Raw genomic sequence first — 18,622 nt, 5'->3', positions numbered from 1 at the left:
GCCTGGTGAAAGCAGGGGTCGGCGCGCTGCTAGGCTGCTTGCCGTAAGACATCCTTTAACGGACCGTCCGGTGAGGCGGGGAAGGAGGTCGGCATGGCCGTGCCCGAAGGAAGGGCCGCCAAGCCGGGTGCTGCCGAGGTATCGCAGCGACATTCCCGAGAGTGGGCGGGACGAGAGCTGTTGTCGGCCTCGGACGTCGGCCGGACCATCGCGCGCATCGCGCACCAGATCATCGAGAAGACCGCGCTGGACGCGGGCGATCCGGACGCGCCGCGTGTGGTGCTCATCGGCATCCCCACCCGCGGCACCACACTGGCTGCCCGGCTCACCGACAAGATCGAGGAGTTCTCCGGCGTCCGCCCGGCACTCGGTTCGCTTGACATCACGCTCTATCGCGACGATCTGCGCAGTCGTCCACATCGGCCGTTGGAGCGTACATCGGTTCCCGAGGGCGGTATCGAGGACGCGCTGGTGGTTCTGGTCGACGATGTGCTGTTCTCCGGTCGCACGGTCCGCTCCGCGCTCGATGGACTACGCGATCTGGGGCGTCCCCGCTCCGTGCAGCTGGCGGTGCTCATCGACCGCGGCCACCGGGAACTGCCGATTCGCGCCGATTACGTCGGCAAGAATGTGCCGACCAATCGGTCCGAGGACATCTCGGTACTGCTCACCGAGCACGACGGTCGCGACGGCGTCTATCTGCACCAGGAGGAAGCGTGATGTCCTTCCCCTGCGGCCTGGTATGCCGGTCCGATTCGGAGCGGGGGACGGGCGTATGAGGCATTTGTTGTCCGTCACCGATCTCGATCGGGCCGCCGCGACGGAACTGCTCGACGAGGCCGAACGGTTCGAGCAGGCGCTACTCGGCCGTGAGGTGCACAAGCTGCCTACCCTGCGCGGTCGCACCGTGATGACCGTCTTCTACGAGAATTCCACTCGTACCAGGGTCTCCTTCGAGGTCGCAGGCAAATGGATGAGCGCGGATGTGATCAACGTCAGCGCGAGCGCTTCCTCGGTCGCCAAGGGGGAATCGCTGCGTGACACCGCGCTGACGCTGCACGCCGCGGGCGCCGACGCGCTGATCGTCCGGCACCCGGCCTCCGGCGCCGCGCACCAGATCGCCCGCTGGATGGACGAATGGGCGGTCGCGACCGGAGGTACCTCAGGGGCGGCGGTCGTGAACGCGGGCGACGGTACTCACGAGCATCCCACCCAGGCCCTGCTCGACGCACTGACCCTCCGGCAGCGGCTCGGCGATATCGAGGGCAAACGAGTCGTCATCGTCGGCGATATCCTGCACAGCCGGGTAGCGCGGTCCAATGTCTTCCTGCTGGCCACCCTCGGCGCCGAGGTCGTACTGGTCGCCCCGCGCACGCTGTTGCCGGTCGGTGTGGCGACCTGGCCCGCTCGCGTCTCCCACCACTTGGACGCCGAGCTGCTCGGCGCCGACGCGGTGCTGTTGCTCCGGGTACAGGCCGAGCGGATGAACGGCGGATTCTTCCCGTCGGCCCGCGAATACTCGATCGCCTACGGCCTCTCCGAGCGCAGGCTCGCCCTACTGGAGGATCACGCCGTGGTACTGCACCCGGGTCCGATGCTACGCGGTATGGAGATCGCGGCCTCGGTCGCTGACTCACCGAAAGCCGCTGTACTGCAACAGGTTACCAACGGTGTGCATATGCGCATGGCCGTTTTGTTCCGCCTGCTCGTCGGAACGCAAGAGGCAGTGGCATGAGTGGCGTGAGCGGTCAGGCCTGGAGGCGGCAGCGGAGCGTGACCACGGAGGGGCCCGCTCATGCAGGAAAGGACTTCTGCGTGAGCGGTCAGGCCTGGAGGCGGCAGCGGAGCGTGACCACGGAGGGGCCCGCTCATGCAGGAAAGGACACAGCAACAGCATGAGCCAGGATCCCGCAATACTGATCAAAGGCGTACTGCGTTACGGCGAGGGTGAGCCGGTCGATGTGCTCGTCGCCGACGGTGAGATCCGCCGGATCGGCACCGATCTGGACGCGGTAGACGCCGATGTCATCGACGCGCGGGGGCAGATCCTGCTTCCCGGTTTCGTCGACCTGCACACCCATCTGCGTGAGCCTGGCCGGGAGGACACCGAGACCATCGAGTCCGGTTCCGCCGCCGCGGCGCTCGGTGGCTACACCGCGGTCTTCGCGATGGCCAATACCGACCCGGTGGCCGATTCTGTGGTGGTCACCGACCATGTGTGGCGGCGCGGCAGAGAGGTCGGCCTGGTCGACGTATACCCGGTCGGCGCGGTCACCGTAGGGCTGGAAGGTAAACAGCTCGCCGAGATGGGCACCATGGCCGCGGGGGCAGGCGCGGTGCGCATGTTCTCCGATGACGGCCACTGCGTCTACGACCCACTGGTCATGCGCCGCGCCTTGGAGTACGCGAATTCGCTCGGGGTGCTGATCGCCCAGCATGCCGAGGAGCCTGGGCTGACCAAGGGCGCGGTCGCCCACGAGGGGCCGAATGCGGCCCGGCTCGGCCTGGCCGGATGGCCGCGCGCGGCCGAGGAGTCCATCGTCGCCCGCGACGCCTTGCTGGCCAGGGACGCGGATGCCAGGGTGCATATCTGCCATGCCTCCACGGCGGGCACCGTGGAGTTGATCAAATGGGCGAAGTCCCAGGGAATCTCGATCACCGCTGAGGTCACGCCACATCATCTGCTGCTCGACGATTCCCGGTTGGCGACCTATGACGCGGTCAACAAGGTCAATCCGCCGCTGCGCGAAGCCTCCGATGTCGCCGCGCTGCGGCAGGCCCTGGCCGAGGGGATCATCGACTGTGTCGCCACTGACCACGCCCCGCATGCGGAACAGGACAAGTGCTGTGAGTTCGCCGCGGCTCGGCCCGGCATGCTCGGGCTGGAGACCGCGCTGTCGATCATCGTGCAGACCATGGTCGAGCCGGGGCTGTTGGACTGGCGCGGTGTCGCTCGCGTGATGAGCGAACGCCCCGCCGGGATCGTCGGTCTCGATGAACACGGCAGACCGCTCGAGGTGGGCGAGCCTGCGAATCTGACACTGGTCGACCCGGCCGCGAGCTGGACGGTGCGCGGGAACGAACTCGCGAGCATCTCGAACAACACCCCGTTCGAGGCGATGGTTCTGCCCGCTCGGGTAACAGCGACGCTGCTGCGTGGCCGGGTGACCGCGCGCGAGGGCAAGGCGAGTGGCACCCGTGCGAAGCCTTAGACGTGCGGAGGCGTGGATGAGTGGGCCCGGTGCGTCCCTTCGGCGGGGCCGGTCGGGCGCGGATATCCCGCAGGGCACCGCGGTGGGTCCGGAGTCGGGCGCGGCGTGCGCCCGCTGCCGAAGGCATGGGGAGCGCCGTAGATCGAGCACGGGAGGTCCGTGAATGGAAAGAATACTCTGGGTTGCCGGGCTGCTCGTGCTGTTCGTGGCGTGCCTCTGGTTGATGTATCGAGGCTGGCGCAACCGCGCGGCGCGCCAGGCGGAGCGTATCGGTGTGCTGCCAAGCGTGCCCGCCGAGTTCGGGGCGCAGTTGCTGGAGCCGACCACCGGCCTGTACCTGGGCAGCACCATCGCCCCCAGTTGGCAGGACCGGATCACGGTGGGCGATCTGGGTTTTCGAGCGACAGCGGAGCTCACCCGGTTCGAACGGGGAATTCTGCTCGAACGCCACGGTGCGGCGGTGATCTGGATTCCGCAGGAGTCCATCACGGCGGTGCGCACCGAACGTGGTCATGCGGGCAAAGTGATGACAGAAGACGGTGTGCTGGTCATTCGCTGGATACTGCCGACAGGAACCGAGATCGATACCGGTTTCCGTGGTGACGACAAGTCGGTCTACCCGGCATGGCAGCAGTTTTCGACGGCGGATCAGGCCGGGACAATGACGGGAGATGACGAAGGATGACGCGCGAAACGGGCGGGGTCGGGCTGGGCACGGACCCAGCCGGGAACAAGGGGGGAGCAGAAGCGGCCCTCGTGCTGGAGGACGGTCGGGTATTCCGCGGCCTTGCCTACGGCGCGGTGGGCCAGACGCTCGGTGAGGCGGTGTTCTGCACCGCGATGACCGGGTACCAGGAAACCCTCACCGACCCGTCCTACCATCGGCAGATCGTGGTGGCCGCCGCACCGCAGATCGGCAACACCGGCTGGAACGACGAGGACGACGAGTCCGCGAAGATCTGGGTCGCCGGATACGCGGTACGCGACCCGGCGCGGCGCGCGTCCAATTGGCGCGCGACGACGACCTTGCCGGAGGAGTTGGAGCGCCAGAGCGTCGTCGGTATCGCGGGCATCGACACTCGTGCGCTGGTGCGCCACCTGCGTACCCGCGGGTCGATGAAAGCGGGCATCTTCTCCGGGGCCGCACTCGCGGCCACCGACGAGCTGGTGGCCAGAGTCAACGGCCAGCCGTCGATGCTCGGCGCCGATCTGGCGGGTGAGGTGAGCACCGACGCGCTCTACACCATCGAGCCGGACGGTGAGCATCGGTGCACCGTGGTCGCGGTCGATCTCGGTATCAAGACCAATACCCCGCGCATGTTCGCCCAGCGTGGTATGCGGGTGCATGTGGTGTCCTCGGCTACGACGCTGGAGCAGATCCTGGAGCTGAAGCCCGACGGGGTCTTCCTGTCCAACGGTCCCGGCGATCCGGCCACCGCCGATAGCGCGGTCGAGCTGACCCGCGGTGTGCTCGGCGAGGGCCTGCCGCTGTTCGGTATCTGCTTCGGTAACCAGATCCTCGGCCGCGCGCTCGGCCGCAACACCTACAAGATGAAGTTCGGCCACCGCGGTATCAACATCCCGGTGGTGGAGCACGAGACCGGCCGGATCTCGATCACCGCGCAGAACCACGGTTTCGCACTGGAAGGCGAGCGGGGCGAGCGGTTCGACACCCCCTTCGGCACAGCCGAGGTGAGCCACGTCTGCGCCAACGACGGCACCGTCGAAGGTGTCCGGCTGGTCGACGGCCGCGCCTTCTCGGTGCAGTACCACCCAGAGGCCGCCGCAGGCCCGCACGACGCCGCATATTTGTTCGACCGTTTCGCCGGTCTCATGGAAGGAGCCTGATGCCTCGCCGCGAGGATCTCGAGCACATCCTGGTGATCGGCTCTGGCCCGATCGTTATCGGCCAGGCGTGCGAATTCGATTATTCCGGCACGCAGGCGTGCCGGGTGCTGCGGGCCGAGGGCCTGCGGGTGTCGCTGGTCAACTCGAACCCGGCGACGATCATGACCGATCCTGAGTTCGCCGATTCCACCTACGTCGAGCCGATCACACCGGAGTTCGTGGAGAAGGTCATCGAGAAGGAGCGCCCGGACGCGATCCTGGCCACGCTCGGTGGGCAGACCGCGCTGAACACCGCGGTCGCGCTGCATGAGCGCGGGGTGCTGGAGAAGTACGGTGTCGAGCTGATCGGCGCCGATTTCGACGCCATTCAGCGTGGTGAGGACCGGCAGAAGTTCAAGGACATCGTCGCCGAGGTGGGCGGGGAGAGCGCGCGGTCGCGGGTCTGCTTCACCATGGACGAGGTCCGCGAGACGGTCGCCGAACTGGGCTTCCCTGTCGTGGTGCGCCCTTCGTTCACCATGGGTGGGCTCGGCTCCGGTATGGCCTACAACGATGACGATCTCGACCGCATCGCAGGCGGCGGGCTGGCTGCCTCGCCCACCGCGAATGTACTCATCGAGGAGTCCATCCTCGGGTGGAAGGAATACGAGCTCGAGCTGATGCGCGACGGCCGCGACAACGTCGTTGTGGTCTGCTCGATCGAGAACGTCGACCCGATGGGCGTGCACACCGGTGATTCGGTCACCGTCGCCCCTGCCATGACGCTCACCGACCGCGAGTACCAGAAGCTGCGTGATCTCGGCATCGCCATCCTGCGGAAGGTCGGCGTCGACACCGGTGGCTGCAATATTCAGTTCGCGGTGAACCCGCAGGACGGCCGCCTGATCGTCATCGAGATGAACCCGAGGGTGTCACGCTCGTCCGCACTGGCTTCCAAGGCCACCGGTTTCCCGATCGCGAAGATCGCCGCCAAGCTGGCCATCGGTTATACGCTCGACGAGATCGTCAACGACATCACCAAGGAAACCCCGGCCTGCTTCGAGCCGACCCTGGACTATGTCGTGGTCAAGGCGCCGCGGTTCGCGTTCGAGAAGTTCCCCGGTGCCGACCCCACGCTGACCACCACCATGAAGTCGGTGGGCGAGGCGATGTCGCTCGGGCGTAACTTCACCGAGGCGCTGGGCAAGGTGCTGCGTTCGCTGGAGACCAAGGCCACCGGCTTCTGGACCGAGGACGACGGTGAATGGACCGACGTCCAAGCGATTCTCGACGATCTGCGTACCCCGACCGAGGGACGTATCTATCAGGTCGAGCGGGCGCTGCGCCATGGCGCGAGCATCGAGGAGGTCGCCGCCGCTTCCGGCATCGATCCGTGGTTCGTCGCCGAGGTGGCCGCTTTGGTCGAACTGCGCCGCGAGATCCTCGACGCGCCGGTGCTGGACGAGCCGCTACTGCGCCGGGCCAAGCACTACGGGCTGTCCGATCGGCAGCTGGCCGCGTTGCGTCCGGAGCTGGCTGGGGAGAGCGGAGTGCGGGCCCTGCGGCACCGGCTCGGTATCCGCCCGGTCTTCAAGACCGTCGATACTTGCGCTGCCGAGTTCGAGGCGAAGACCCCGTATCACTACTCGGCCTATGAGCTCGATCCGGCAGCCGAATCGGAGGTCGCGCCGCAGCGCGAACGCGAGAAAGTGATCATCCTCGGCTCCGGGCCGAACCGGATCGGCCAGGGCATCGAGTTCGACTACTCGTGTGTGCACGCGGCGCAGACGCTGTCGCGGGCCGGATACGAGACGGTGATAGTCAACTGCAATCCCGAGACCGTCTCCACCGACTACGACACCGCCGACCGGCTGTACTTCGAGCCGCTCACCTTCGAAGATGTGCTCGAGGTCTACCACTCCGAATGCGAGTCGGGTACGGTCGCGGGCGTTATCGTGCAGCTGGGTGGCCAGACTCCGCTCGGCCTCGCCCACCGGCTCACCGAGGCCGGGGTGCCGGTGGTCGGCACCAGCGCGGCCGCCATCGACCTGGCCGAGGACCGCGGCGAGTTCGGCGATGTACTGGTCGCGGCCGGGCTGCCCGCACCGAAGTACGGTACGGCGACCACCTTCGCGCAGGCGAAGAAGATCGCCGCGGATATCGGTTATCCGGTGCTGGTGCGCCCGTCCTATGTGCTCGGCGGGCGCGGTATGGAGATCGTCTACGACGAGAGCTCCCTCGAGGGCTATATCTCCCGCGCGACCGAGCTGAGCCCGGAACATCCGGTGCTGGTCGACCGGTTCCTGGAGGACGCGATCGAGATCGATGTCGACGCATTGTGCGATGGCGAGGAGGTCTACCTCGGCGGTGTGATGGAGCATATCGAGGAGGCAGGCATCCATTCCGGCGATTCCGCCTGCGCGCTGCCACCGATCACACTCGGCCGCAGCGATATCGAGGCAGTGCGCCGGTCCACCGTCGAACTGGCCAAGGGCATCGGTGTCAAGGGCCTGCTCAATGTGCAGTACGCGCTCAAGGACGATGTGCTCTACGTGCTGGAAGCCAATCCACGGGCCAGCCGTACGGTTCCGTTCGTCTCCAAGGCCACCGCGGTGCCGCTGGCCAAGGCTGCCGCGCGGATCATGCTCGGTGCAACCATCGCCGAGCTACGCACCGAGGGAATGCTCCCGAGCGAAGGCGACGGCGGCCATGTGCCGCTGGACGCTCCGGTCGCGGTCAAGGAAGCCGTGCTGCCCTTCAACCGGTTCCGTCGCGTCGACGGCAGCGGGGTGGATTCGCTGCTGTCGCCGGAGATGAAGTCCACCGGTGAGGTGATGGGCATCGATGTCGATTTCGGCACCGCTTTCGCCAAGAGCCAGGCCGCGGCCTACGGTTCGCTGCCGATCGACGGCACGGTCTTCGTCTCGATCGCCAACCGGGACAAGCGCGCGATGGTCTTCCCGGTGAAGCGCCTCAACGATCTGGGGTTCCGGATTCTGGCCACCGAGGGCACCGCGGAGATGCTTCGCCGCAACGGTATCCCGTGCGAACAGGTGCGCAAGCACTCGGATCCGGAGGAGGCGGACGACCCGCGTCCCTCGATCGTGGACCAGATCAGGGACGGCGAGATCGATATGGTGTTCAACACCCCGTACGGTAATTCCGGTCCTCGGGTGGACGGTTATGAGATCCGCAGTGCGGCAGTGGGCGCGAATATTCCGTGCATCACCACCGTGCAGGGTGCCGCTGCCGCGGTGCAGGGGATCGAGGCCAGCATCAACGGTGGGATCGGGGTGCGTTCGCTGCAGGAACTGCACTCGGTGCTCCGTGGGTGAGCCGCCACTGGACGGGGTGAGTGCGATGAAATCCTTCGGCAGCAGGCTGCGGCACGCGATGCGGCATTTCGGCCCGGTGTGCGTCGGTATCGATCCGCATCCGGAACTGCTGCGGTCCTGGGGCCTGACCGAGGACGCGGAGGGGCTCGAGCGTTTCGCCGAGATCTGTGTCGAGGCATTCGACGGCCGGGTCGCGCTGGTCAAACCGCAGGTCGCGTTCTTCGAGGCCTATGGCTGCGGTGGAATCGCTGTCTTGGAGCGCACCATCGAGGTGCTGCGCGCATCGGGAACCCTGGTGCTCGCCGATGCCAAGCGCGGCGATATCGGCTCTACCATGGCGGCCTATGCCCGTACCTGGCTGGCCGACGGTCCACTCGGATCGGATGCGGTGACGGTCTCGCCGTACCTCGGCTTCGGTGCCCTGGCACCGGCTCTGGATCTGGCCGAGGCCGAGCACCGAGGGGTGTTCGTGCTGGCGGCCACGTCGAACCCGGAAGGGGCGCTGGTGCAGCGGGCAGTCGCGGCGGACGGGCGCACGGTCGCCCAGACGATGGTCGACGAGGCCGCGGCGCGCAATGCGGGCGCTCAGTTCGGTTCGGTGGGTGTCGTGGTCGGTGCCACGCTGACCGAGGCGCCGGACCTGTCCGCGCTCAACGGACCGATCCTCATGCCGGGTGTCGGTGCTCAGGGCGGTGCTCCGGAGACCGTTCGTGATCTGGTTCCCGAGTCGGTCCTGCGAAATGTCGTACCGAATGTCTCACGTGAGGTGCTTCGGGAAGGACCTGATATCCCGGCACTGCGTGCCCGCGTGCACGCGATGCAGGACGCGTTCGCGTTTCTGCAGAAATAATCCGGCGCAGTGATACGGAGGCCGACCGCACCCGCGGTCGGCCTCCGGTCGTTTCCTGCGTCGGTCGGCTCGGCCACATGCCCTGTACCGGGGCCTGTTCGCGCTTCTGCGCCGGTTTCACGGGCATCTGGTGGACGGCTATGGCCTGATTGTCCGAATGCCGTACCCGGCCTGTTGTCGCGGCACTGGATGCCGTATTCGGCGCACGGGAGCCGGATGTGATGCCCGACACGCACAAGGAATGCGCGACACGCGGAGAATTTCGAGAAAGTTCCTGGTCGAGCGGGTGCGTGATTGCCGAAGCGGCGCGTGCCGCTACCGCAACCTTTCCGCAATCCATCGCTGCGGCGGAAATGCCCTGATAGCGGGGCATTTCGTGGCAGAGGCGGTACGATCTGCACAGCGGCGCGGATTGCCCCACGGTGCGTCGTGTGTACGCCGGCGAAATCCGGAAAGCGTCCGGAATCATGCGCTGACCTGGGGGGTGGGTTCGCAATTGACGGACGTCGTGGGTACGGTCGCTGGGACTGCCGGGTTACCGGCGGGAGTTGATGCAATGAACGATGAGACGGAGGAACCGTGGCCCTTCCCCAGCTGACTGACGAGCAGCGCGCCGCTGCTTTGGAGAAGGCGGCTGCCGCTCGCCGCGCTCGGGCGGAGCTCAAGGAGCGCTTGAAGCGTGGCGGCACCAATCTGAAGCAGGTCCTCACCGACGCCGAGACCGACGAGATCCTCGGCAAGATGAAGGTGTCGGCGTTGCTGGAGGCCCTGCCGAAGGTTGGCAAGGTCAAGGCGGCGGAAATCATGAGCGAACTGGAGATCGCCCCCACCCGCAGGCTGCGCGGACTCGGCGATCGGCAGCGCAAGGCGCTGCTGGCTCGGTTCGATTTCGACGCCTGACGAGAGTGACCGAACACACGCGGAAGGGTCGACTGGTCGTACTGGTCGGCCCCTCGGCCGTGGGCAAGTCCACCGTGGTCCGCTGTGCCCGCGAGCGATTGCCCGATCTGGTCTTCAGTGTGTCGGCAACGACGAGGGCCCCACGGCCGGGTGAAGTCGACGGTCGTGACTACCACTTCGTATCCCGTGCGCAGTTCGACGAGATGATCGAGGCGGGCGAACTACTCGAGTGGGCGGATATCCACGGTGGGTTGCAGCGGTCGGGCACGCCGGCAGGGCCGGTGCGCGCCGCTATGGCGCAGGGCAGGCCGGTACTGGTCGAAGTGGATCTGGCGGGCGCGCGGTCGGTGCGCCGGGCGATCCCGGAGGCGATCCTGGTGTTCCTCGCTCCGCCGAGCTGGGACGAACTGGTGGCGCGGCTGCGCGCTCGCGGTACCGAATCGCCCGAGGTGATCGAACGCCGGTTGGAAACCGCCAGGATCGAACTGGCGGCCTGTGACGAGTTCGACATCGTCATCGTCAACAGCGAGGTGACCAGTGCATGTGAGCAGTTGGTATCCTTGTTCGTTAGCACAAATTCGAGTTCGTGACCCCCATCTGCGCATGAGTGACCAGGGCCGGAGTGATCAGGGCCGAGTAGAGGCAGCCCGCGTGACTGCCCGGCCCCTCGCTCATGCGACATCCGATACAGCAGGAGCCCCTAGTGAGCAGTACGGACACCAAGGCCACGCCCGCCTACGACACGCCGGTCGGCCTCACCAACCCGCCGATCGATGAGTTGCTGGAGCGCACCTCGTCCAAGTACTCGCTGGTCATCTACGCGGCCAAGCGGGCACGTCAGATCAACGACTACTACAACCAGCTCGGCGATGGCATCCTCGAGTACGTCGGTCCGCTGGTCGAGCCGGGGTTGCAGGAGAAGCCGTTGTCGGTCGCATTGCGCGAAATCCACTCCGACCTGCTCGAACACTCCGAGGGCGAATGAGGCGAGCCGGGTAGCGGTGACTACGACCAGGCCGGAGGGACAGTGACTACCGGAGGGGCAGGGACCAGCGGAGGAGCAGTGACTGCCGGAGGGCAGGCGACCACTCGGGTCGTCGTCGGTGTAGGCGGAGGGATCGCCGCCTACAAGGCGTGTTCGCTGGTCCGGCGATTCACCGAGACCGGACATGATGTCCGGGTGATCCCCACCGAATCGGCGCTGCAATTCGTCGGCACGGCGACTTTCGAAGCGTTGTCGGGGAACCCGGTGCATACCGGGGTCTTCGCCGATGTGCCCGCGGTCCCGCACGTGCGGCTGGGACAGGAGGCGGATTTGGTGGTCATCGCCCCGGCAACCGCCGATCTCATGGCTCGTGCCGCGATGGGCCGGGCCGATGACCTGCTCACCGCTACGTTGCTGACGGCACGATGTCCGATCCTGTTCGCGCCTGCGATGCATACCGAGATGTGGGAGCATCCGGCGACGATCGCCAATGTGGCGACACTGCGCGCGCATGGCGCGATCGTCATGGAGCCGGCCGCGGGCAGGCTCACCGGAGCCGATACCGGTCCTGGCAGACTCCCCGAACCGGAGGAGATCTTCGGCCTCGCCACGCTGCTCTTGGAGCGCGCCGACGCGATTCCACGCGATCTGGCCGGGCGTAGGGTGGTCATCACCGCGGGCGGAACCAGAGAGCCGTTGGATCCCGTGCGGTTTCTCGGTAACCGTAGTTCCGGTAAGCAGGGCTACGCCCTCGCCAGAGTCGCGGCGCAGCGCGGCGCGCAGGTCACATTGATCGCGGGCAACACGATCGAAATGGCCGCACCAGCCGCCGTCGAGCTGGTGCACGTCACCACCGCCGAACAGTTGAAGACCGCTGTCGACAAACACGCGGTCGGTGCCGACGCGGTGATCATGGCCGCGGCTGTCGCCGATTTCCGGCCTGCCAATGTCGCCGCGGCCAAGATCAAGAAAGGTGCGGGTGAGCCCGACGGTATCGCACTGACCAAGACCGACGACATCCTCGCCGGACTGGTGCAGGCGCGACGCGACGGACAGCTGCCAGGCACCGCTATCGTCGGTTTCGCCGCCGAGACCGGTGACGAGCACGGCGACGTTCTCACCCATGCGCGGGCCAAACTCGAGCGCAAGGGTTGCGATCTGCTTGTGGTCAACGCTGTGGGCGAAGGCAAAGCATTCGAAGTGGATACCAACGACGGTTGGCTGCTCGGGGCGGACGGCACCGAACAGGCGCTCGATCACGGTTCGAAGGCATTGCTCGCGAGCCGGGTGCTCGACGCGTTGAGCGCGTTGTTGGGCTGAGCGCTGAGCGCGTTATCGGGCTGAGCACCGTTGTCGAACCGAGCACTGAGTGTGCTGTCGCGTCGAGTGTGTTGCTGCCCGGTGTTCGGCCGAGTCCCTGTCAGGATTGTCCTTTGATCAGCCGGTATCGGTGATGTCGTCGCTCAGGGCCTGCGGCGCGGGGCGGGGTTCGCCGCGGCAGCGGTATGGGAATAGTCTGAGATAAGAGGGTTGTGGGGTAGTGGATCGCGCTACTGTCGCAAGCTGATACGAGTAACCCGTTGAGGGAGAGGAAGAACTGTGGGCACTTCCGGCAGCCGGCTTTTCACCAGTGAGTCTGTGACCGAGGGTCATCCGGATAAGATCTGTGATGCCATCAGCGATTCCATTCTCGACGCGTTGCTCGCGGAAGATCCGCGTAGCCGGGTCGCGGTGGAGACCCTGGTGACCACCGGTCAGGTCCATGTCGCCGGTGAAGTCACCACATCGGCTTACGCGGATATCCCGCGCATCGTCCGGGAGAAGGTCCTCGAGATCGGATACGACTCTTCCGCAAAGGGTTTCGACGGTAATTCGTGCGGTGTGAATATCGCGATCGGTGCGCAGTCACCGGATATCGCGCAGGGCGTGGACACCTCGCACGAGGCGCGTGTCGGTGGCTCCGATGATCAGATCGAACGACAGGGTGCGGGCGACCAGGGTCTGATGTTCGGTTACGCCACCAAAGATACTCCTGAGCTGATGCCATTGCCGATCGCGCTCGCGCATCGGCTGTCGCGTCGGCTGACCGAGGTGCGTAAGTCCGGGGTGCTGCCCTATCTGCGGCCGGATGGCAAGACACAGGTCACCATCGAGTACGACGGCGACCGTCCGGTCCGTCTCGATACGGTGGTGATCTCCACGCAGCACGCCGCCGATATCGACTTGGACAACCTGCTCGCACCCGATATCCGGGAGAAGGTCGTCGACGCGGTGCTCGCCGACCTCGAGGTGCCCTCCCTGGACATCTCGCAGGTCCGGCTGTTGGTCAACCCGACGGGCAAGTTCGTGCTCGGTGGTCCCATGGGCGATGCGGGCCTGACCGGCCGCAAGATCATCGTCGATACCTATGGCGGGATGGCCCGTCACGGTGGTGGTGCCTTCTCCGGCAAGGACCCGTCGAAGGTGGACCGTTCGGCCGCGTACGCCATGCGTTGGGTCGCCAAGAACGTGGTCGCCGCCGACTTGGCCGATCGGGTCGAGGTACAGGTGGCTTATGCGATCGGTAAGGCGGCTCCGGTCGGTCTGTTCGTCGAGACCTTCGGTACCGAGCGGGTCGATCCGGCACGTATTTCCACCGCGATCACCGAGGTATTCGACCTGCGCCCCGGCGCGATCATCCGCGATCTCGACCTGCTGCGCCCGATCTATGCGCCGACCGCCGCGTACGGTCATTTCGGCCGCACCGATGTCGATCTGCCGTGGGAGCACACCGACCGCGCGGATAAGCTGCGCGCGGCCGTCGGCCTCTGACCCGATCGGACGGAGTGAACGAGCCCGCGGTGGGCGCCCCCGCCGAACCCGCGGACGGTCCGGTCGCGGGCTCGACAGTAATACGATGCCCGATCGCGCGGGTGCTTCCGCTGCTGGCGCCGGCGCACCTCGACCGCGATTTCGATTATCTGGTTCCCCCTGAGCTGGATGAAATCGCCCAGCCGGGAGTACGGGTGCGGGTGCGTTTCGCGGGCCGTCGCGTCGACGGCTATCTACTCGCCCGGCTCGAGCGCAGTGAACACGGTGGCAAGCTGGTCGAGCTGGAGCGGGTTGTCTCCGGCGAGCGTGTGCTGACGCCGGAGATTCTCCAGCTGGCCACTGCGGTGGCCGCGCGGTATGCGGGTACCCGCGCTGATGTGCTGCGGCTGGCCATTCCCCCACGTCATGCTCGCACCGAAAGCAAGGAAACCGGAAGATCTGCTGCGGTACAGGTTTTTTCGTCTATCCACGGGGAAACCGCACTCGCCCCCTCGATGCTGGCAGGCGAGCTCGGTACCGAATCTCGGGAAATGCCGGAGCATTCGGTGCGAGCCGACCATGCGAGCATGGACCAGCGGATATCGCCGTCATCCGTGACCGAAGTGGAATCGTCTGTCGCGCAGGGTTCTTCAGCTGTATCGGCCGATCCGCAGGAGGCTCCGGAACGCTCGGACGGCGCTGTGGACAGCGCGGCGTGGGAGCGATACATCCACGGCAGTGCCTTTCTCGGCGCGCTGGCACAAGGGAAAGGCGCGCGTGCGGCTTGGCAAGCGCTGCCGGGCGAGAACTGGCCGCGGCGACTGGCGGAACTCGCCGCCGTGGTGGCCGGGCATGGGCGTAGTGCGATCCTCATCGTTCCCGATCAGCGCGATCTCGATCGCGTGCTGGCGGAATGTATTCGGCTGGTCGGGGATTCGGCGGTCGGACTGGCGGCTGGCCTCGGCCCAGCGGCCAGATACCGGCGCTGGCTCGCTGTGCTGCGTGGTACCGCGCGGGTGGTGGTCGGTACCCGTAGCGCCGTCTTCGCGCCTGCGGCGAACCTCGGGCTGATCGCCCTCTGGGACGATGGTGACGACACCTACGCCGAACCGCGCGCCCCCTATCCGCATGCGCGGGAGGTGGCATTGCTGCGCGCACACGAGACCGGGGCGGCATTCGTGGCGGCGGGTTTCGCGCGGAGCGCGGAAATCCAAGCAGTGGTCGATTCCGGCTGGGCGCATGATGTGATCGCCGATCGTGCGGTGCTGCGTGCGGCCGCACCGAGAATCAGTGCTCCCGGCGACAGCGATATCGCGCTGGAACGTGATCCGGTCGCGCGGGCGGTCCGGATTCCCGGCGTCGCGTTCGCGGCGGCTCGCGCCGCATTGCGCGAGGGCGCGCCGGTATTGGTGCAGGTGCCACGCCGTGGCTACATCCCGGCACTGGCCTGTGCCGGCTGCCGCACCTCTGCCAGGTGCAGGCGCTGCCATGGGCCGCTCACCCTGCCGCAAGCACGTGGATCGGCAGCAGGGGCCGGTGCGATCGCTCAGCCCCCTTCCTGCCGCTGGTGTGGTGTCGCCGAGACCGGATTCCGGTGTGCTACCTGCGGATCGCGGGCCTTGCGCGCGGTGGTGATCGGCGCGGCTCGCACGGCCGAGGAACTCGGCCGTGCGTTTCCCGGCGTACCGATTCGTGGTTCCGGCGGGGGAGCCGTGCTGGATACCGTGGAGCCGGGGCCGCAGGTCGTTGTCGCCACAGTGGGTGCCGAACCCGTGGTCCCTGGTGGTTACGGGGTCGCCTTGCTGCTCGATGGCTGGGCCTTACTCGGCCGTGCGGATCTGCGGGCCGCCGAGGACGCTTTGCGTCGCTGGATGGCCGCCGCCGCATTGGTCCGTGCGCATGGCCAGGTCATTGTGATGGCCGAGCCTTCTCTCCCTACCGTGCAGGCGTTGGTCCGCTGGGATCCGGTGGGCGCGGCGCGCGCCGAGGTGGCTGCGCGCGCCGAGGTCGGTTTTCCGCCTGTGGTCCGCCTCGCCGCGATCGATGGCACTACCGAGGCCATCGCCGAACTGCTTTCCGCGGCCGATCTTCCCGATACCGTCGACCGGCTCGGACCGGTGTCGCTGCCGAGCGGCGCGCGCAAGCCCTTCACTTCCGGTGATTCTTCTGCCGAGGTCGAGCGCATGCTGTTGCGGGTCGAGCGCACCGCAGGGGCAGCGCTGGCGCGCCTGCTGCGCGCCGCTCAGGCGGTGCGAAGCACGCACCGCTCCGATGCTCCTTTGCGGGTCCAGATCGATCCGATCGATATCGGCTGACGGACGGCGCTCGCCGACAGTGGGTGATGCCGCTGCTCGAAGGGTGTCGGCCTGTCGTGCTCGTGGGCCCACGCTTTTCGCGATCGGGATTCGGTAGGTGCCCTGGATGCGCAGTGCCCTTGACGCATCGCCGAGGGGCGGGTGGCGCTGGATCGACACCGTCGAGTTTCTCGGACTTACCCTTGAATTCGATGTATTGCCGATATATCGTCGATAAGGAAATCGAATACACCATCCTGAGGAGGTAGGTATGGGATACGGCGGACATCGGAAATCCGAACGGCGAGCTGGAGGGCTGCTGCCCGGCGAGGCGGACGCGGAGCGTGGGCGGCGTTTTCGTCGCGGAGGCCGCCATGGCTTCGGCCCAGAGTTCGGTCCTGGCTTCGGGGCAGAGTTCGGTTCGTCCGGATTCGGTCCACATATGGGTCGTGGTCGTGGGCGTGGTCGCGGCGGCCGGGGCAGGCGCGGTGATGTCCGCGCGGCGGTACTGCTGCTGCTCACCGAGCGGCCGATGCACGGATACGAACTCATTCAGCAAATCGGTGCGCGCAGCGACGACCTCTGGCGGCCGAGCCCTGGGTCGATCTACCCAGCGCTGGCGCAGTTGGAGGACGAGGGGCTGGTGCTCATCGAAAAGATCGCAGGTCGTAAGACCGCGAAGCTCACAGCGGCAGGTGTCGAGTATGTCGCGGCCCATCGGGAGGAGCTGGGCGATCCATGGGCGGAGGTTACCCATGGCATCGGTGCCGAGGGGATGGACCTGCGCCGGCTCATGGGGCAATTGGCCGGTGCGGTCGCCCAGGTCGCCACGGTCGGTACCGCGGAGCAGGCGGTACGTGCCGCGGAACTGCTCACCGAGACCCGCAAATCGCTCTACCGGATTCTCGCCGAAGACGAGACCCCGGAGCCGCGGGAAATGTGAAACATACCGCTGCGGCAGGAAGTTCGATCCGATTAGCGGGATCATTGTGAGATGCGACAGCGGAGTGGTTCGGGAGTTCGGAGTTGTTCACCCTTGCGCCGGGTTGCGCTGGTTTGTCTGCTCGCCGGAGCCACCGCGTTCGGTTCCGGTACAGCGTCGGCGGAGCCCGCGGGCTTCCGTATGCCCGATATACCGATGAACCCAGGGCCACCGCAGTCCGATCATCTGGCCGCAGCGCGATATCAGAAGACTCATCCGGATGTGGCCCCGATAGGTACCAACGACTTCGATTGCGTACCGAGCGCCGAGCATCCCCGGCCGGTAGTGCTGGCGCATGGGACCGACTCAACGGCCTACTCCGACTGGTCGGCCATCGCACCGCGTTTGACCGCGGCCGGATTCTGCGTGTTCGCGTTGAACTACGGCGGTAGTCCCGGTGCGGACAGCTACGGCACCGAGGACTTGGTGCTGAGTGCCCATCAGGTGGGCGCGTTCGTCGATCAGGTGCTCGCGGCGACCGGTGCGACCAAGGCCGATCTGGTCGGATTCTCGCAGGGGGCTGTCGTGACCCGCTACTACGTCAACAAGCTCGGCGGCGCGCCCGAGGTCGAGCAGTGGGTCGGTCTCGCCTCGCCCAGTTACGGCGGTGTGATGTACGGACTTGTGCCCATCGCCGAGGCGATTCCCGGCGCTCTGCCCGCATTCGCGCGGGTGACCTCGCTCGCCGCGGTGCAACAGGCCGAAGGGTCACCGATCATGCTCGATCTCAACGCGGGCGGCGATACCGTCCCCGGGGTGCGGTACGTGACTATCGGCAGCCGAGTCGACGAGATGATCCAGCCGTTCGAAAACATCGCGTTGCACGGGCCCGGTGCGCGGAATCTCGTCCTGCAGGACATGTGCCCCGCCGACCTCACCGGGCACTTCCACATGGTGTACGACCCGTTCGTGCAGGAACTGCTGCTCACGGTACTCGATCCGAGCAGTCCGGCCCCGGTGTGCCGCCCGGTTCCACTCGGCACCGGTATCCCAGAAGTGGTCATCGCCGGGAATTCCTGAACCGAACTCGGAGCAGTCGGGCGGGATGGGTATCGCGGCCGGCGCGGGGAACTGCAGGGCCTCGCCGATCCTTCCCGACGCTCCTCGGCGATGCCGAGGAGCGGATGGGCGGTGGTACGAGATGGTGTAGTCCTCATCGCGGGGCGGCGGCTCATGGATTCTGTCGAACGTCTCGGTTGTCTCGTTCTCTGGATTCGGTCGGTTGTTCACTCGGTTGCACAACCATGTGGGTGCCGTTTCTGCTTCGATTCGGTGTCCGGGTAACCGGGTGTACGGGAGGTCGATGTGGTGAAACCGGTGGAATCGTCGAGGCGAAGAGCCCCATCGCGACCTATCGCCTCGGTTGTCGGTGTGCAATCGGCCGGATTCCGAGTCGAGAGCCGCCGCGCCGGTGTCGCGCTGATGCCGCGGTGTGCTCTGCTATCGG

General features: G+C 66.6%; 15 protein-coding genes. All 15 read left to right on the top strand.

The window, feature by feature from the left end:
• Window positions 1-93 precede the first annotated feature (93 nt).
• The 15 genes from pyrR to ACL02S_RS04015 all read left to right on the top strand — a co-directional run bounded on the left by pyrR (window position 94) and on the right by ACL02S_RS04015 (window position 18,195).
• Complete coding sequence (gene pyrR, locus ACL02S_RS04085; protein ID WP_412800893.1) at window positions 94-720, top strand: bifunctional pyr operon transcriptional regulator/uracil phosphoribosyltransferase PyrR; 627 nt, start codon at window positions 94-96, stop codon at window positions 718-720.
• A 55-nt stretch (window positions 721-775) separates the two neighbouring features.
• Complete coding sequence (locus ACL02S_RS04080; RefSeq protein WP_412800892.1) at window positions 776-1,735, top strand: aspartate carbamoyltransferase catalytic subunit; 960 nt, start codon at window positions 776-778, stop codon at window positions 1,733-1,735.
• A gap of 160 nt (window positions 1,736-1,895) precedes the next feature.
• Complete coding sequence (locus ACL02S_RS04075; RefSeq protein ID WP_412800891.1) at window positions 1,896-3,212, top strand: dihydroorotase; 1,317 nt, start codon at window positions 1,896-1,898, stop codon at window positions 3,210-3,212.
• Window positions 3,213-3,375: 163 nt separating this feature from the next.
• The gene (locus ACL02S_RS04070) at window positions 3,376-3,897 is read left to right on the top strand and encodes a PH-like domain-containing protein (RefSeq protein WP_412800890.1); all 522 of its coding nucleotides are present in this window, start codon (window positions 3,376-3,378) and stop codon (window positions 3,895-3,897) included.
• On the top strand, window positions 3,894-5,060 hold the full coding sequence (carA, locus tag ACL02S_RS04065) for a glutamine-hydrolyzing carbamoyl-phosphate synthase small subunit (protein ID WP_412800889.1): 1,167 nt from the start codon (window positions 3,894-3,896) through the stop codon (window positions 5,058-5,060). The genes ACL02S_RS04070 and carA overlap by 4 nt, the downstream gene beginning before the upstream one ends.
• Window positions 5,060-8,374: a carbamoyl-phosphate synthase large subunit gene (gene carB / locus ACL02S_RS04060; protein WP_412800888.1), complete on the top strand. Its 3,315-nt coding sequence runs from the start codon at window positions 5,060-5,062 to the stop codon at window positions 8,372-8,374. The genes carA and carB overlap by 1 nt, the downstream gene beginning before the upstream one ends.
• A gap of 25 nt (window positions 8,375-8,399) precedes the next feature.
• Window positions 8,400-9,224, top strand: a complete 825-nt coding sequence (pyrF, locus tag ACL02S_RS04055) for an orotidine-5'-phosphate decarboxylase (protein WP_412800887.1) — start codon at window positions 8,400-8,402, stop codon at window positions 9,222-9,224.
• A gap of 579 nt (window positions 9,225-9,803) precedes the next feature.
• The gene (gene mihF / locus ACL02S_RS04050) at window positions 9,804-10,124 is read left to right on the top strand and encodes an integration host factor, actinobacterial type (protein ID WP_028476708.1); all 321 of its coding nucleotides are present in this window, start codon (window positions 9,804-9,806) and stop codon (window positions 10,122-10,124) included.
• Window positions 10,125-10,129: 5 nt separating this feature from the next.
• The gene (gmk, locus tag ACL02S_RS04045) at window positions 10,130-10,714 is read left to right on the top strand and encodes a guanylate kinase (RefSeq protein ID WP_412800886.1); all 585 of its coding nucleotides are present in this window, start codon (window positions 10,130-10,132) and stop codon (window positions 10,712-10,714) included.
• 113 nt (window positions 10,715-10,827) lie between these two features.
• Complete coding sequence (gene rpoZ, locus ACL02S_RS04040; protein WP_412800885.1) at window positions 10,828-11,109, top strand: DNA-directed RNA polymerase subunit omega; 282 nt, start codon at window positions 10,828-10,830, stop codon at window positions 11,107-11,109.
• Between the two features lie 78 nt (window positions 11,110-11,187).
• Entirely contained in the window at window positions 11,188-12,429 is a 1,242-nt protein-coding gene (gene coaBC, locus ACL02S_RS04035) for a bifunctional phosphopantothenoylcysteine decarboxylase/phosphopantothenate--cysteine ligase CoaBC (RefSeq protein ID WP_412800884.1), read from the top strand.
• A 279-nt stretch (window positions 12,430-12,708) separates the two neighbouring features.
• Window positions 12,709-13,920 carry a methionine adenosyltransferase gene (gene metK, locus ACL02S_RS04030; RefSeq protein WP_412800883.1) on the top strand — a complete coding sequence of 404 codons (1,212 nt, stop codon included), beginning with the start codon at window positions 12,709-12,711 and terminating at the stop codon, window positions 13,918-13,920.
• A gap of 29 nt (window positions 13,921-13,949) precedes the next feature.
• Complete coding sequence (locus tag ACL02S_RS04025) at window positions 13,950-16,214, top strand: primosomal protein N' (RefSeq protein ID WP_503129044.1); 2,265 nt, start codon at window positions 13,950-13,952, stop codon at window positions 16,212-16,214.
• A gap of 250 nt (window positions 16,215-16,464) precedes the next feature.
• Entirely contained in the window at window positions 16,465-17,136 is a 672-nt protein-coding gene (locus ACL02S_RS04020; RefSeq protein ID WP_412800882.1) for a PadR family transcriptional regulator, read from the top strand.
• 51 nt (window positions 17,137-17,187) lie between these two features.
• Window positions 17,188-18,195, top strand: coding sequence for an esterase/lipase family protein (locus ACL02S_RS04015; protein WP_503129041.1), 1,008 nt, complete (start codon window positions 17,188-17,190; stop codon window positions 18,193-18,195).
• The last annotated feature ends 427 nt before the right edge of the window (window positions 18,196-18,622 follow it).

The sequence above is a fragment of the Nocardia spongicola genome (assembly GCF_047200775.1).
Lineage (GTDB): Bacteria > Actinomycetota > Actinomycetes > Mycobacteriales > Mycobacteriaceae > Nocardia.
Note: the sequence above shows the minus strand (reverse complement) of the source record. Positions and strands in the feature narration are given on the sequence as shown.